The sequence below is a fragment of the Streptomyces sp. NPDC051041 genome (assembly GCF_044456065.1).
Classification (GTDB): Bacteria; Actinomycetota; Actinomycetes; order Streptomycetales; family Streptomycetaceae; genus Streptomyces; species Streptomyces glaucus.
Map to the genome: position 1 here is coordinate 79,010 of NZ_JBITFM010000010.1, position 13,305 is coordinate 92,314.

General features: G+C 73.4%; 13 protein-coding genes. 12 read left to right on the forward strand and 1 reads right to left on the reverse strand.

The window, feature by feature from the left end:
* Positions 1 to 41: 41 nt before the first annotated feature.
* Positions 42 to 1,028, reverse strand: coding sequence for a UDP-glucose 4-epimerase GalE (gene galE / locus ACIBAI_RS17845; RefSeq protein ID WP_399035243.1), 987 nt, complete (start codon positions 1,026 to 1,028; stop codon positions 42 to 44).
* Between the two features lie 277 nt (positions 1,029 to 1,305).
* Between galE and ACIBAI_RS17850 the strand changes: the two genes are divergently transcribed.
* The 12 genes from ACIBAI_RS17850 (at position 1,306) to ACIBAI_RS17905 (ending at position 13,291) form a co-directional block, all read left to right on the forward strand.
* On the forward strand, positions 1,306 to 3,147 hold the full coding sequence (locus ACIBAI_RS17850; protein WP_399035245.1) for a DUF5941 domain-containing protein: 1,842 nt from the start codon (positions 1,306 to 1,308) through the stop codon (positions 3,145 to 3,147).
* Positions 3,144 to 3,896: a sugar phosphate nucleotidyltransferase gene (locus ACIBAI_RS17855; RefSeq protein ID WP_399035247.1), complete on the forward strand. Its 753-nt coding sequence runs from the start codon at positions 3,144 to 3,146 to the stop codon at positions 3,894 to 3,896. The genes ACIBAI_RS17850 and ACIBAI_RS17855 overlap by 4 nt, the downstream gene beginning before the upstream one ends.
* Entirely contained in the window at positions 3,884 to 4,945 is a 1,062-nt protein-coding gene (locus tag ACIBAI_RS17860) for an iron-containing alcohol dehydrogenase family protein (RefSeq protein WP_399035248.1), read from the forward strand. The genes ACIBAI_RS17855 and ACIBAI_RS17860 overlap by 13 nt, the downstream gene beginning before the upstream one ends.
* On the forward strand, positions 4,923 to 5,702 hold the full coding sequence (locus tag ACIBAI_RS17865) for a CDP-alcohol phosphatidyltransferase family protein (RefSeq protein ID WP_344599765.1): 780 nt from the start codon (positions 4,923 to 4,925) through the stop codon (positions 5,700 to 5,702). Before ACIBAI_RS17860 ends, ACIBAI_RS17865 begins: the two co-directional genes overlap by 23 nt.
* Positions 5,699 to 6,583: a glycosyltransferase family 2 protein gene (locus ACIBAI_RS17870; RefSeq protein ID WP_399035250.1), complete on the forward strand. Its 885-nt coding sequence runs from the start codon at positions 5,699 to 5,701 to the stop codon at positions 6,581 to 6,583. The genes ACIBAI_RS17865 and ACIBAI_RS17870 overlap by 4 nt, the downstream gene beginning before the upstream one ends.
* A 93-nt stretch (positions 6,584 to 6,676) precedes the next feature.
* Entirely contained in the window at positions 6,677 to 7,606 is a 930-nt protein-coding gene (locus ACIBAI_RS17875; protein WP_399035252.1) for an ABC transporter permease, read from the forward strand.
* Entirely contained in the window at positions 7,599 to 8,393 is a 795-nt protein-coding gene (locus ACIBAI_RS17880; RefSeq protein WP_399035255.1) for an ABC transporter ATP-binding protein, read from the forward strand. Before ACIBAI_RS17875 ends, ACIBAI_RS17880 begins: the two co-directional genes overlap by 8 nt.
* Before the next feature lie 327 nt (positions 8,394 to 8,720).
* Positions 8,721 to 9,653, forward strand: coding sequence for a squalene synthase HpnC (gene hpnC / locus ACIBAI_RS17885; protein ID WP_399035257.1), 933 nt, complete (start codon positions 8,721 to 8,723; stop codon positions 9,651 to 9,653).
* On the forward strand, positions 9,650 to 10,600 hold the full coding sequence (hpnD, locus tag ACIBAI_RS17890) for a presqualene diphosphate synthase HpnD (protein WP_399035259.1): 951 nt from the start codon (positions 9,650 to 9,652) through the stop codon (positions 10,598 to 10,600). The genes hpnC and hpnD overlap by 4 nt, the downstream gene beginning before the upstream one ends.
* Positions 10,600 to 10,740 carry a DUF6380 family protein gene (locus ACIBAI_RS17895; RefSeq protein ID WP_399035261.1) on the forward strand — a complete coding sequence of 47 codons (141 nt, stop codon included), beginning with the start codon at positions 10,600 to 10,602 and terminating at the stop codon, positions 10,738 to 10,740. Before hpnD ends, ACIBAI_RS17895 begins: the two co-directional genes overlap by 1 nt.
* Complete coding sequence (hpnE, locus tag ACIBAI_RS17900; RefSeq protein ID WP_399035263.1) at positions 10,737 to 12,164, forward strand: hydroxysqualene dehydroxylase HpnE; 1,428 nt, start codon at positions 10,737 to 10,739, stop codon at positions 12,162 to 12,164. The genes ACIBAI_RS17895 and hpnE overlap by 4 nt, the downstream gene beginning before the upstream one ends.
* On the forward strand, positions 12,161 to 13,291 hold the full coding sequence (locus ACIBAI_RS17905; protein ID WP_399035265.1) for a polyprenyl synthetase family protein: 1,131 nt from the start codon (positions 12,161 to 12,163) through the stop codon (positions 13,289 to 13,291). The genes hpnE and ACIBAI_RS17905 overlap by 4 nt, the downstream gene beginning before the upstream one ends.
* Positions 13,292 to 13,305 lie beyond the last annotated feature (14 nt).

Genomic DNA, 13,305 nt, shown 5'->3' on the forward strand with positions numbered 1-13,305 from the left:
ACCGTTGTCACTGTCCTGACCTGCGGAAACGTTCCGGTAGGTCAGGGGGTGCGGGATCGGCCGCCGTGGTGCAGCAGCCACCCCCGCCACGCCGACTCGACCATCTCGCGCACCCCGCGCCGCGCGGTCCACCCGAGTTCGGCGGCGGCCCGGGCGGCCGAGGCGACCGCGCGCGGTGCGTCCCCGGGCCGCCGCCCCTCGACGACAGGCGGTCGCCGGTCGCCGGTGACCTCGCCGATGACGGTGATCAGCTCCCGGACGGAGACGCCCTCGCCGCGCCCGACGTTGACCGTCAGGTCCCCGGCCACGCCGCCCGCGGCCAGCCGCCGGGCCGCCGCCAGGTGCGCCTCGGCCAGGTCGGCGACGTGGATGTAGTCCCGGACGCAGGTGCCGTCCGGCGTCGGATAGTCGTCGCCGAAGATCCGCGGCGCCTCGTCGCGGGTGAGCCGGTCGAAGACCATGGGGACGATGTTGAAGACGCCGGTGTCGGCCAGCCCGGGCGCGGCGGCCCCGGCCACGTTGAAGTACCGCAGGCACACCGTCGCGATGCCGTGCGCCCGGCCCGCCGCCCGCACCAGCCACTCCCCGGCGAGTTTGGTCTCGCCGTACGGGTTCACCGGGGCGCAGGGCGTGTCCTCCGTGATCAGTTCCACACCGGGGTCGCCGTACACGGCCGCCGACGAGGAGAACACGAACCGCTCGATCCCGGCCTCGGCGACCGCGTCCAGCAGCGTGGCGAGACCGCCCACGTTCTCCCGGTAGTAGTACGCCGGCCGCGCCACCGACTCGGCGACCTGCTTGCGCGCGGCGAGGTGCACCACACCCGTCACCGCGTGCTCGGCCAGCACCCGCCTCAGCAGCTCCCCGTCCAGCGACGAGCCCCGGACCAGCGGGACCTCGGCGGGCAGCCGCGCGGGAACCCCCGCCGAGAGGTCGTCCAGGGCGACGACCCGCTCCCCGGCGTCGGCCATGGCCCGCGCCACGTGTGCCCCGATGTATCCGGCGCCGCCGGTGATCAGCCATGTCATGGTCGTCCACCCTATGCCGACGCCGTCCGGGCGGACGCAATGTCCTCGATGCCCGGTCTGGGGGCGCGGTTTGTGGGCCGGGCCCCGGATCCCTGATGATGATCGCGGCAAAGGCCTGGGCAAACCGCTTCGATCAAGCCGCCGAACGGGTGGTGAACGCGGGGTTCCCGGCATCCGATAGCCTCTGCCGACATGCCGCCCGGGTGCCGCAGGCACGGGCGCCCCCACCGTGTACACGGCCGGCGCGCACGCGCCGGCATCCAGGGAGTGAGTTCGGTTGCCGACCGCCATCCTCACCGGTCAGCCGGTACCCGGTTCGTCGATCGAGGGCGATCTGCGGTCGCTCGGCTTCGAGGTGCGCCTCGCCTCCGGCGCCGCCGACGCCGAGACGCTGCTCGCCCAGCTGCCCGCCGGGGAACGGGTCGCCGTGGTCGACGCCCGGTTCGTGGGCCATGTGCACGCGCTGCGCCTCGGCCTCACCGACCCCCGCTTCCCGCTCGCCGCGATCCCCGGCGCCGTGACGGCCCAGCCGGCCGGCCGCCGCGCCCTGACCCGCGCGATGGCCCGCGAGAACTCCGCGGACGCCGGCGCCTCCGCCGACGGCGGCGTCACCCTCGCCGAGGGCCTCGCCGACCGGATCGCCGACGCCCTCGACACGGACGGCGCCGAGGTGCACCGGCCCGAGCTCGGCAGCCTCGTCGCCGCCGTCCCCGCCGACCCCCAGGCCCGCAACGAGGCGCGGCAGGCCGTCTCCGCCGTCGACGACGAGGCCGTACGCCTGAAGTCGGCCGTCAAGGCCCGCGACGGCTTCTTCACCACGTTCTTCGTCAGCCCGTACTCCCGCCACCTCGCCCGCTGGTGCGCCCGCCGCGGCCTGACCCCGAACCAGGTCACCACCGCCTCGCTGCTCACCGCGCTCATAGCGGCCGCCTGCGCGGCCACCGGCACCCGCGGCGGCTTCGTCGCGGCCGGCGTCCTGCTCGTCGCGTCCTTCGTCCTGGACTGCACCGACGGGCAGCTCGCCCGCTACTCCCTGCAGTACTCCACGCTCGGCGCCTGGCTGGACGCCACCTTCGACCGGGCCAAGGAGTACGCCTACTACGCCGGCCTCGCCCTGGGAGCGGCCCGCGGCGGCGACGACGTCTGGGCGCTCGCCCTCGGCGCGATGATCCTGCAGACCTGCCGGCACGTCGTGGACTTCGCCTTCAACGAGGCGAACGCCGGGGACCCCGCCGCCACCGCCAACACCAGTCCCACAGCCGCCCTCTCCGACAGGCTGGACAGCGTCGGCTGGACGGTGTGGGTGCGCCGGATGATCGTCCTGCCGATCGGCGAGCGCTGGGCGATGATCGCGGTCCTCACGGCGGCCACCACCCCGCGCGTCACCTTCTACGCCCTCCTCGTCGGCTGCGCCTTCGCGGCGACGTACACCACGGCGGGGCGCGTGCTGCGGTCGGTGACCCGCAGGGCGCGGCGCACGGACCGGGCGGCGAAGGCGCTCGCGGACCTCGCGGACAGCGGGCCGGCCGCCGAGGCGCTGGCCCGGGTGCTGGGCAGGCTGCCCGCCAGGCCTCCCCTCGGCGCGCGCATCCTCGTCGCGCTCCCCGGCGGCGCCCTGCTCGTCCTGGCGGCGGCGCTGGAGCCGTACGGCAGCGCGCTGCCCGTCGCCGCGGCCGTCCTCTACACGGTCACCTCGGCCGCGGCCGTCGCCCTGCCCCTCAAGGGCGCCCTCGACTGGCTCGTGCCCCCGCTCCTGCGCGCCGCCGAGTACGGCACCGTGCTGCTGCTCGCGGCCAAAGCGGAGGTGAACGGAGTCCTTCCCGCGGCTTACGGGCTGGTGGCGGCCGTCGCCTACCATCACTACGACACGGTCTACCGCATCCGCGGCGGTGCGGGCGCGCCCCCGCACTGGCTGGTGCGGGCGATCGGGGGGCACGAGGGCCGCACGCTGGTGGTCGTCGTACTGGCCGCGCTGCTCACCGCCGCGCAGTTCGAGGTCGCGCTCACGGTCCTCGCCGTGGCCGTGGCCCTGGTGGTGCTCGCCGAGAGCATCCGCTTCTGGGTGTCCGCCCACCGGGCCGGGGCACCTGCCGTACACGATGAAGGAGAACCCGCATGATCGGCCTCGTGCTGGCGGCCGGCGCCGGACGGCGTCTGCGCCCCTACACCGACAGCCTGCCCAAGGCGCTGGTGCCGGTGGGGCCCGCGGGCATAGACGGCGAGCCGACGGTCCTGGACCTGACCCTCGGCAACTTCGCCGAGGTCGGCCTGACCGAGGCGGCGATCATCGTCGGCTACCGCAAGGAGGCCGTGTACGCGCGCAAGGACGCGCTGGAGAAGAAGTACGGCCTCGAGCTCACCCTCATCGACAACGACAGGGCCGAGGAGTGGAACAACGCCTACTCCCTGTGGTGCGGCCGGGGCGTCCTCGAGGACGGCGTGATCCTCGCCAACGGCGACACCGTGCACCCGGTCTCCGTCGAGAAGACGCTGCTCGCCGCCCGCGGCGAGGGCAAGCGGATCATCCTCGCCCTCGACACGGTCAAGCAGCTCGCCGACGAGGAGATGAAGGTCGTCGCCGACCCCGAGCGGGGCATGACGAAGATCACCAAGCTGATGGACCCGGCGGAGGCGACCGGCGAGTACATCGGCGTCACCCTCATCGAGGGCGACGCCGCCCCCGAGCTGGCCGACGCCCTGAGGACCGTCTGGGAGACCGACCCGCAGCAGTTCTACGAGCACGGCTACCAGGAGCTGGTCAACCGCGGCTTCCGCATCGACGTGGCGCCGATCGGCGACGTCGAGTGGGTCGAGATCGACAACCACGACGATCTCGCCCGGGGACGGGAGATCGCGTGCCAGTACTGACCCGGCTCATCCCCTCGCCCCTCGTCGTGGACATCCGCCCGGGCGCCCTCGACGACCTGGCGTGCGTCCTCGCCGACGAGCGCATCTCGCACTCCGGCCGCCTCGCCGTCGCCGTCAGCGGCGGCTCCGGCGCCGCGCTGCGCGCGCGGATCACCCCCGGCCTGCCGGGCGCCACCTGGTACGAGGTCGGCGGCGGCACCCTCGACGACGCGGTCCGACTGGCGGGCGACATAAAGGCCGGCCACTACGACGCGGTCGTCGGGCTCGGCGGCGGCAAGATCATCGACTGTGCCAAGTTCGCCGCGGCGCGCGTCGGCCTGCCGCTGGTCGCCGTCCCCACGAACCTCGCCCACGACGGCCTGTGCTCGCCGGTCGCCACCCTCGACAACGACGCGGGCCGCGGCTCGTACGGCGTGCCGAACCCGATCGCGGTCGTCATCGACCTGGACGTCATCCGCGAGGCCCCGGTGCGCTTCGTGCGCGCCGGCATCGGCGACGCCGTGTCCAACATCTCCGCCATCGCGGACTGGGAGCTCGCCAACCGCGTCAAGGGCGAACGCATCGACGGGCTCGCCGCCGCGATGGCCCGCCAGGCCGGCGAGGCGGTGCTGCGGCACCCGGGCGGCATCGGGGACAACGACTTCCTCCAGGTGCTGGCCGAGGCGCTGGTGCTCAGCGGCATCGCCATGTCGGTGTCCGGCGACTCGCGGCCGTCCTCCGGGGCCTGCCACGAGATCAACCACGCCTTCGACCTGCTGTACCCCAGGCGGGCGGCGGCCCACGGCGAGCAGTGCGGCCTGGGCGCGGCCTTCGCGATGTGGCTGCGGGGCGCCCACGAGCAGTCGGCGTACATGGCCGAGGTGCTGCGCCGGCACGGCCTGCCGGTCCTGCCGGACGAGATCGGCTTCACCACCGAGGAGTTCGTCAAGGTCGTGGAGTTCGCCCCGGAGACCCGGCCCGGCCGCTACACGATCCTCGAACACCTCGACCTGACCACCGAACAGATCAAGGACATCTACGCCGACTATGTCAAGGCCATCGGTAGCTGAACTCCGTCCGGTCGTCCACCCCGCGGGGGTGAAGGACCGGCGCAGCGGTGAGCACTGGGCGGGACGCCTCTACATGCGCGAGGTGTCCCTGCGAGTCGACCGCTATCTGGTGAACACCAGGGTCACGCCCAACCAGCTCACGTACCTGATGACCGTCTTCGGCGTCCTGGCGGCCCCGGCCCTGCTGGTGCCGGGGATCGCGGGCGCCGTCCTCGGCGTGGTGATGGTCCAGCTGTACCTGCTGCTGGACTGCGTCGACGGCGAGATAGCGCGCTGGAAGCAGCAGTTCTCGCTCGGCGGGGTCTACCTGGACCGGGTCGGCGCCTACCTGACCGACGCCGCCGTCCTGGTCGGCCTCGGCCTGCGCGCCGCCGACCTGTGGGGTCCCGGCCGGATCGACTGGCTGTGGGCCTTCCTCGGCACCCTCGCCGCCCTCGGCGCGATCCTGATCAAGGCCGAGACCGACCTCGTCGGCGTCGCCCGCCACCAGGGCGGGCTGCCCCCGGTCAAGGAGGCCGCGTCCGAGCCGCGCTCCTCCGGCATGGCGCTGGCCCGCCGGGCCGCCGCCGCGCTCAAGTTCCACCGGCTCGTCCTCGGCATCGAGGCGTCCCTGCTGATCCTCGTCCTGGCGATCGTGGACGCGAGCCGGGGCGACCTGTTCTTCACCCGGCTCGGCACCGCCGTGCTCGCGGGGATCGCGCTGCTGCAGACCCTGCTGCACCTGGTGTCCATCCTCGCCTCCAGCAGGCTCCGGTGAGCGCGGCCCTGAAGGTCGGCGCGGTCGTCATCACCATGGGCAACCGCCCCGACGAGCTGCGCGCCCTGCTGGAGTCGGTCGCCAAGCAGGACGGCGACCCGGTCGAGGTCGTCGTGGTCGGCAACGGCTCGCCCGTCCCGGACGTCCCCGAGGGGGTGCGGACCGTCGAGCTGCCGGAGAACCTCGGCATCCCCGGCGGCCGCAACGTCGGCATCGAGGCCTTCGGCCCCGGCGGCCGGGACGTCGACATCCTGCTGTTCCTCGACGACGACGGCCTGCTGGCCCGCACCGACACCGCCGAGCTGTGCCGCCGGGCCTTCGCGGCCGACCCCCGGCTCGGCATCATCAGCTTCCGCATCGCCGACCCCGACACCGGCGTCACCCAGCGCCGCCACGTGCCGAGGCTGCGCGCCTCCGACCCGATGCGCTCCTCGCGGGTGACCACCTTCCTCGGCGGCGCCAACGCGGTCCGCACCCGGGTCTTCGCCGAGGTCGGCGGTCTGCCGGACGCGTTCTTCTACGCGCACGAGGAGACCGACCTGGCGTGGCGGGCCCTCGACGCGGGCTGGATGATCGACTACCGGTCCGACATGGTGCTGTACCACCCGACGACCGCGCCCTCGCGGCACGCGGTCTACCACCGCATGGTCGCCCGCAACCGCGTCTGGCTGGCCCGCCGCAACCTCCCCGCCCCGCTCGTCCCCGTCTACCTCGGCGTCTGGCTGCTGCTCACCCTGGTGCGCCGCCCCTCCCGCCCGGCCCTGAAAGCGTGGTTCGGCGGGTTCCGCGAGGGCTGGACCACCCCCTGCGGACCGCGCAGGCCCATGAAGTGGCGTACGGTGTGGCGGCTGACCCGACTGGGCCGGCCCCCGGTGATCTGACAAGCTCGTGTCCGGGACCGGGAGCCGTTCCCAGACCCCCGGCTCATGCCCTGCCCGCACAGGCTGCGCATCCGAAGACGAAAGTTTCCACTAGTGAGTGAGACAACGCACGACGGCTCGGTCGCGGTGACCACGCCGCCGTCGCCCGACGAGGGCCTCACGGCGGCGCAGCTCGCCGCCAAGTACGGGCTGACCGTGAGCGGCGCCCGCCCCTCCCTGGTCGAGTACGTCCGTCAGCTCTGGGGACGGCGCCACTTCATCCTCGCCTTCTCCCAGGCGAAACTGACCGCCCAGTACAGCCAGGCCAAGCTCGGCCAGCTGTGGCAGGTGGCCACCCCGCTGCTGAACGCGCTCGTCTACTACCTGATCTTCGGCCTGATCCTGAACGCGGGCCGGGGCATGCCGAGGGACGTGTACATCCCGTTCCTGGTGACGGGCGTCTTCGTCTTCACCTTCACGCAGTCCTCGGTGATGGCGGGCGTGCGCGCGATCTCCGGCAACCTGGGCCTGGTGCGCGCGCTGCACTTCCCGCGCGCCTCCCTGCCGATCTCGTTCGCGCTGCAGCAGCTCCAGCAGCTGCTGTTCTCGATGATCGTGCTGTTCGCGGTCGCGCTGGCCTTCGGCAGCTACCCGGACCCGTCCTGGCTGCTGATCGTCCCGGTGCTCGTCCTGCAGTTCCTCTTCAACACCGGCCTCGCCCTGGTGGTGGCGCGGATGGGCGCGAAGACCCCCGACCTCGCCCAGCTGATGCCGTTCGTGATGCGGACCTGGATGTACGCCTCCGGCGTCATGTTCTCCATCCCGATCATGCTTCAGGACAAGCCGGCCTGGATCGCCGACGTCCTGCAGTGGAACCCGGCCGCCCTCTACATGGACCTCATGCGCTTCGCGCTGATCGACGGATACGGCTCGCAGAACCTGCCGCCGCACGTGTGGGCGGTCGCCCTCGGCTGGGCGGTGCTCGTCGCCGTGGGCGGCTTCGTGTACTTCTGGAAGGCCGAGGAGAGGTACGGACGTGGCTGAGCGGAACCAGGGGGAGCGGGACCGCGGGGAGCGCGTCCCCACCGTCATCGCGGACGACCTGCACATCGTCTACCGGGTCAACGGCGCCAGGACCGGCAAGGGAAGTGCCACCGCCGCCCTGAGCCGGATACTGAGGCGCGGCGAGGAGCGGGGTGTGCGCAAGGTGCACGCCGTGCGCGGGGTCTCCTTCGTCGCCTACCGCGGCGAGGCGATCGGGCTGATCGGCTCCAACGGCTCCGGCAAGTCGACCCTGCTGCGCGCCATCGCCGGTCTGCTGCCCGCCGAGAAGGGCAAGGTCTACACCGACGGCCAGCCCTCGCTGCTCGGCGTCAACGCGGCTCTGATGAACGACCTGACCGGCGAGCGCAACGTCATATTGGGCGGGCTCGCCATGGGCATGTCCCGCGAGGAGATCAAGGCCCGCTACCAGGGGATCGTCGACTTCTCCGGCATCAACGAGAAGGGCGACTTCATCACCCTGCCGATGCGCACCTACTCCTCCGGCATGGCGGCCCGCCTGCGCTTCTCCATCGCCGCTGCCAAGGACCACGACGTCCTGATGATCGACGAGGCGCTGGCCACCGGTGACCGCAAGTTCCAGAAGCGCTCCGAGGAGCGCATCCGGGAGCTGCGCAAGGAGGCCGGCACGGTGTTCCTGGTCAGCCACAACAACAAGTCGATCCGCGACACCTGCAACCGCGTCCTGTGGCTGGAGCGCGGCGAACTGCGCATGGACGGCCCGACCGACGAGGTCCTCAAGGAGTACGAGAAGTTCACGGGGAAGTGACCCGCCCCGCGACGGGCCCCGCCGGAACGCTCCCGGCGGGGCCCGCCTCCGCGAAGGAGCGTCAACTCCGGTGCGCTTGAGGAATCTTGGGGCCGATCGGTGTGTTGTCGTGATGCGCGGGACACCCTGGCGGACCCCGATGGGTTGTACAACGTAAGCTGTACCGGTCCCGAAACGCGGCAAGCGGGGAGATACTGCCCGGCACCCTGCTCAGGGCGGCCGCACGGAGGGCCGGGCGGCGTGTCCGAAATAGTGCGTATTGGGTCGGCAGTGTAGAACGGGAGATGTGACGGCGATGGCTACGGAAACTCCCCGGCTCCGCACAGCATGTGCCGTCCCCGCCCGGGACAGCCGGCGGTGACGGGAACCGGTACGGCGCGCCCCGTGGATCCGGAGCGCGCCACGCTCGGCAAGGCCGCGGGCGAGAACTTCCCCGTGGCCCCGTTCTTCCTGCCCAGGGCCTGGCGCGACGACCTGATGGCCGTCTACGGCTTCGCCCGCCTCGTCGACGACATCGGCGACGGCGACCTGGCCCCCGGCGGGGCCGACGCCCGCCTCCTCGGCGTCCCGCCCGAGCGGGCCGGGGACCCGCTGGTGCTGCTGGACGCCTTCGAGGCCGACCTGCGCCGGGTCTTCGACGGGGAGCCGCGCCACCCGCTGCTGCGCCGCCTGCGGCCGACCGTCCGCCGCCGCGCGCTGACCCCGGGGCCGTTCCTCGACCTGATCGCCGCCAATCGTCAGGACCAGCTGGTCAAGCGGTACGAGACCTACGACGACCTGCTGTCCTACTGTGCGCTGTCCGCCAACCCGGTCGGCCGTCTGGTCCTCGCCGTCACCGGCACCTCGACACCCGAACGGATCCGCCGCTCGGACGCGGTCTGCACGGCCCTGCAGATCGTCGAGCACCTCCAGGACGTCGCCGAGGACCTGGCCCGCGACCGCGTCTACCTGCCCGCCGAGGACATGCGGCGCTTCCACGTCCGCGAGACGGACCTCGCCGCGGCGAGCGCCGGCGCATCGGTGCGCGCCCTGGTCGCGTACGAGGCGCAACGCGCCCGCGAGCTGCTGGATGAAGGCATCCCCCTGCTGGGTAGCGTGCACGGCAGACTGCGGCTGCTGCTCGCGGGCTTCGTCGCGGGGGGACGGGCGGCCGTCGAAGAGATCGCCGCCGCCGGCTACGACGTACTTCCCGGCCCGCCCAAGCCCGGAAAGCTCCGGTTGCTGCGCGAGGTGGGCGTGACTCTGCGAGGAGAGGGGTGATCCGGACCGTGGAGTCTGCGCCGCACATGTCCGCACCGGTGCTCGCCGCCTACGGCTACTGCGAGACCGTCACCGGGCAGCAGGCCCGTAACTTCGCCTACGGCATCCGCCTGCTGCCCGCGCCCAAGCGCCGCGCGATGTCGGCGCTGTACGCGTTCTCGCGCCGGGTCGACGACATCGGCGACGGCACGCTCGGCGCCGACGTCAAGGTCGCCCGGCTGGAGCAGACCCGGGCGCTGCTCACCCGGATCCGCGAGGGCGCGGTCGGCGAGGACGACACCGACCCGGTCGCGGTCGCCCTCGCCCACGCCGCCGCGCACTTCCCGATCCCGCTCGGCGGCCTGGACGAGCTCATCGACGGCGTGCTGATGGACGTCCGCGGCGAGACCTACGAGACCTGGGACGACCTGAAGGTGTACTGCCGCTGCGTGGCGGGCGCCATCGGGCGGCTCTCGCTCGGCGTGTTCGGCACCGAACCGGGAGCGCGCGGCGCCGAGCGCGCACCGGAGTACGCCGACACGCTCGGGCTCGCGCTCCAGCTCACCAACATCCTCCGGGACGTCCGCGAGGACGCCGAGGGCGGGCGCACCTATCTGCCCGCCGACGACCTCGCCAAGTTCGGCTGCTCGGCCGGATTCGCCGGACCGACCCCGCCGCAGGGCTCCGACTTCGCGGGCCTGGTGCACTTCGAGGTGCGTCGGGCCCGTGCCCTCTTCGCCGAGGGCTACCGGCTGCTCCCCCTGCTCGACCGGCGCAGCGGCGCCTGTGTCGCCGCCATGGCCGGCATCTACCGCCGCCTGCTCGACCGCATCGAGCGGGACCCGGAGGCCGTGCTGCGCGGCCGGGTCTCCCTGCCCGGGCACGAGAAGGCCTACGTCGCCGTGCGCGGCCTGTCCGGGCTGGACGCCCGGCACGTCACCCGGCGGACCGTCAGGAGGCGCGCCTGATGGATACACCGGTCCGTGCCGACGCCCCCGGCGCGAAACGGCGGGCAACCCTTCGGCGGCGCGCGGCGTCCCCGACCACGACGGCCCGCCGGGCGGCGCCGCACCCGCACGGCCGTCGCACAGGGGAGGGCGCGCCATGACCCACGGCACGCGGTCCGGGGGACCGCTCACGGAGGTCCCGGCCCGCTCCGGCCGGCACGCGGTCGTGGTCGGCGGCGGGCTCGCCGGCATCACCGCCGCGCTCGCGCTCGCCGACGCCGGGGTGCGCGTCACCCTGCTGGAGGGCCGGCCGCGCCTGGGCGGACTCGCCTTCTCCTTCCGGCGCGGCGACCTGACCGTCGACAACGGCCAGCACGTCTACCTGCGCTGCTGTACCGCCTACCGCTGGTTCCTCGACCGCATCGAGGGCGCGGCGCTCGCTCCGCTGCAGGACCGTCTCGACGTGCCCGTGGTCGACGTGGCCAGGCCCGAGGGGCGGCGGCTCGGCAGGCTGCGGCGCGACGCGCTGCCCGTCCCCCTGCACCTGGGGCGCAGCCTCGCCGCCTATCCGCACCTGTCGCTCGCCGACCGCGCCAGGGTCGGCCGGGCCGCGCTCGCCCTCAAGGGGCTCGATCCCGCCGATCCGGCGCTGGACGCGCGGGACTTCGGCAGCTGGCTGGCCGCGCACGGCCAGTCGGCGCGTGCCGTCGAGGCCCTGTGGGACCTGGTCGGGGTCGCCACCCTCAACGCGGTCGCGGACGAGACCTCCCTGGGGCTGGCCGCGATGGTGTTCAAGACCGGTCTGCTGTCCGACCCGGGCGCGGCCGACATCGGCTGGGCGCGCGTCCCGCTGGGCGACCTGCACGACCGGCTGGCCCGCAAGGCGCTCGACTCCGCGGGCGTGCGCACCGAGCTCCGTACCCGCGTCACCGCCGTCTCCTCCGACGGCGGCGGGGGCTGGAGCGTCCGGGTGCCCGGCGAGACGCTCCGGGCGGACGCGGTCGTGCTGGCCGTACCGCAGCGCGAGGCGCACGACCTGCTGCCCGCGGGCGCGCTCGACGCCCCCGAGCGGCTGCTGCGGATCGGCACCGCCCCCATCCTCAACGTGCACGTGGTCTACGACCGCAAGGTGCTCGCCCGGCCCTTCCTGGCGGCCCTGGGCACCCCGGTGCAGTGGGTGTTCGACCGGACCGAGGCCTCCGGGCTGACGGACGGCCAGTACCTCGCGCTGTCCCAGTCGGCCGCGCAGGACGAGATCGACGAACCCGTGGCCGCGCTGCGCGCGCGGTACCTGCCCGAACTGCGGCGGCTGCTGCCCCGTACGCGCGACGCCGCGGTGCTGGACTTCTTCGTGACCCGGGAGCGCGCGGCGACGTTCGCTCCCGCACCCGGCGTCGGACGGTTCAGGCCCGGCGCCCGCACCAAGGCACCCGGCCTGTACCTGGCCGGAGCGTGGACCGCCACCGGGTGGCCCGCGACCATGGAGAGTGCGGTCCGCAGCGGTGTCGGTGCGGCGGGCGCCGCGCTCGGCGCGCTCGGCCGGTCCCGCGATCGCCTCCCCGGCTTCTTCGAGGAGGCGGCATGAGAACCGATCCGCGTGGCACGGGCTCCCGCACCTTCGGTACCGCAACAAGAGGAGAGACTGTGCCCACTGTGCCCCCGGCCTCGAAGGCTGCCGACGCGGTGGACGTGACCGCACTGCTGGAACGCGGCCGGACCCTGGCCACGCCGGTGCTGCGGGCGGCCGTCGACCGCCTGGCGCCGCCCATGGACACCGTGGCGGCCTACCACTTCGGGTGGATCGACGCCGAGGGCAACCCCGCGGACGGCGACGGCGGCAAGGCCGTGCGCCCCGCGCTCGCCGTGCTCTCCGCGGAGGTCACCGGCGCCGCGCCCGAGACGGGTGTGCCCGGGGCCGTCGCCGTCGAGCTGGTCCACAACTTCTCGCTGCTGCACGACGACCTGATGGACGGCGACGAGCAGCGCCGGCACCGCGACACCGTCTGGAAGGTGCACGGCCCCGCCCAGGCCATCCTGGTCGGCGACGCCCTGTTCGCCCTGGCCAACGAGGTGCTGCTGGAACTCGGCACCGTCGCGGCGGGCCGCGCCGCCCGCCGCCTCACCACCGCGAGCCGGGCCCTGATCGACGGTCAGGCCCAGGACATCTCCTACGAGCACCGCGACCGCGTCAGCGTCGAGGAGTGCCTGGAGATGGAGGGCAACAAGACCGGCGCCCTGCTGGCCTGCGCCAGCTCCATCGGCGCGGTGCTCGGCGGCGCGGACGAGAGCACCGCCGACGCGCTGGAGAAGTACGGCTACCACCTGGGCCTGGCCTTCCAGGCCGTCGACGACCTGCTCGGCATCTGGGGCGACCCGGAGGCCACCGGCAAACAGACCTGGAGCGATCTGCGCCAGCGCAAGAAGTCCCTGCCGGTGGTGGCCGCGCTCGCCGAGGGCGGCCCCGCCTCCCGGCGGCTCGGCGAGATCCTCGCCGCCGACGCCAAGAGCAGCGACTTCGCGACCTTCTCCGAGGAGGAGTTCGCGGCCCGCGCCGCCCTCATCGAGGAGGCGGGCGGCCGGGAGTGGACGGCGGAGGAGGCACGCCGCCAGCACGCCATCGCCATCGAAGCCCTCGACGCCGTCGACATGCCCGACCGCGTACGGGCGCGGTTCAGGGCGCTCGCCGACTTCGTCGTCGTACGAAAGAGATGATCACTATCGGCCGA

Bases quoted from the DNA above. Each gene is read 5' to 3' on its own strand.
- galE (WP_399035243.1), bottom strand. From the start codon at position 1,028: ATGACATGGCTGATCACCGGCGGCGCCGGATACATCGGGGCACACGTG.
- ACIBAI_RS17855 (WP_399035247.1), top strand. From the start codon at position 3,144: ATGATCGGCCTCGTGCTGGCGGCCGGCGCCGGACGGCGTCTGCGCCCC.
- ACIBAI_RS17865 (WP_344599765.1), top strand. From the start codon at position 4,923: ATGTCAAGGCCATCGGTAGCTGAACTCCGTCCGGTCGTCCACCCCGCG.
- hpnC (WP_399035257.1), top strand. From the start codon at position 8,721: ATGTGCCGTCCCCGCCCGGGACAGCCGGCGGTGACGGGAACCGGTACG.
- ACIBAI_RS17895 (WP_399035261.1), top strand. From the start codon at position 10,600: ATGGATACACCGGTCCGTGCCGACGCCCCCGGCGCGAAACGGCGGGCA.
- hpnE (WP_399035263.1), top strand. From the start codon at position 10,737: ATGACCCACGGCACGCGGTCCGGGGGACCGCTCACGGAGGTCCCGGCC.
- ACIBAI_RS17905 (WP_399035265.1), top strand. From the start codon at position 12,161: ATGAGAACCGATCCGCGTGGCACGGGCTCCCGCACCTTCGGTACCGCA.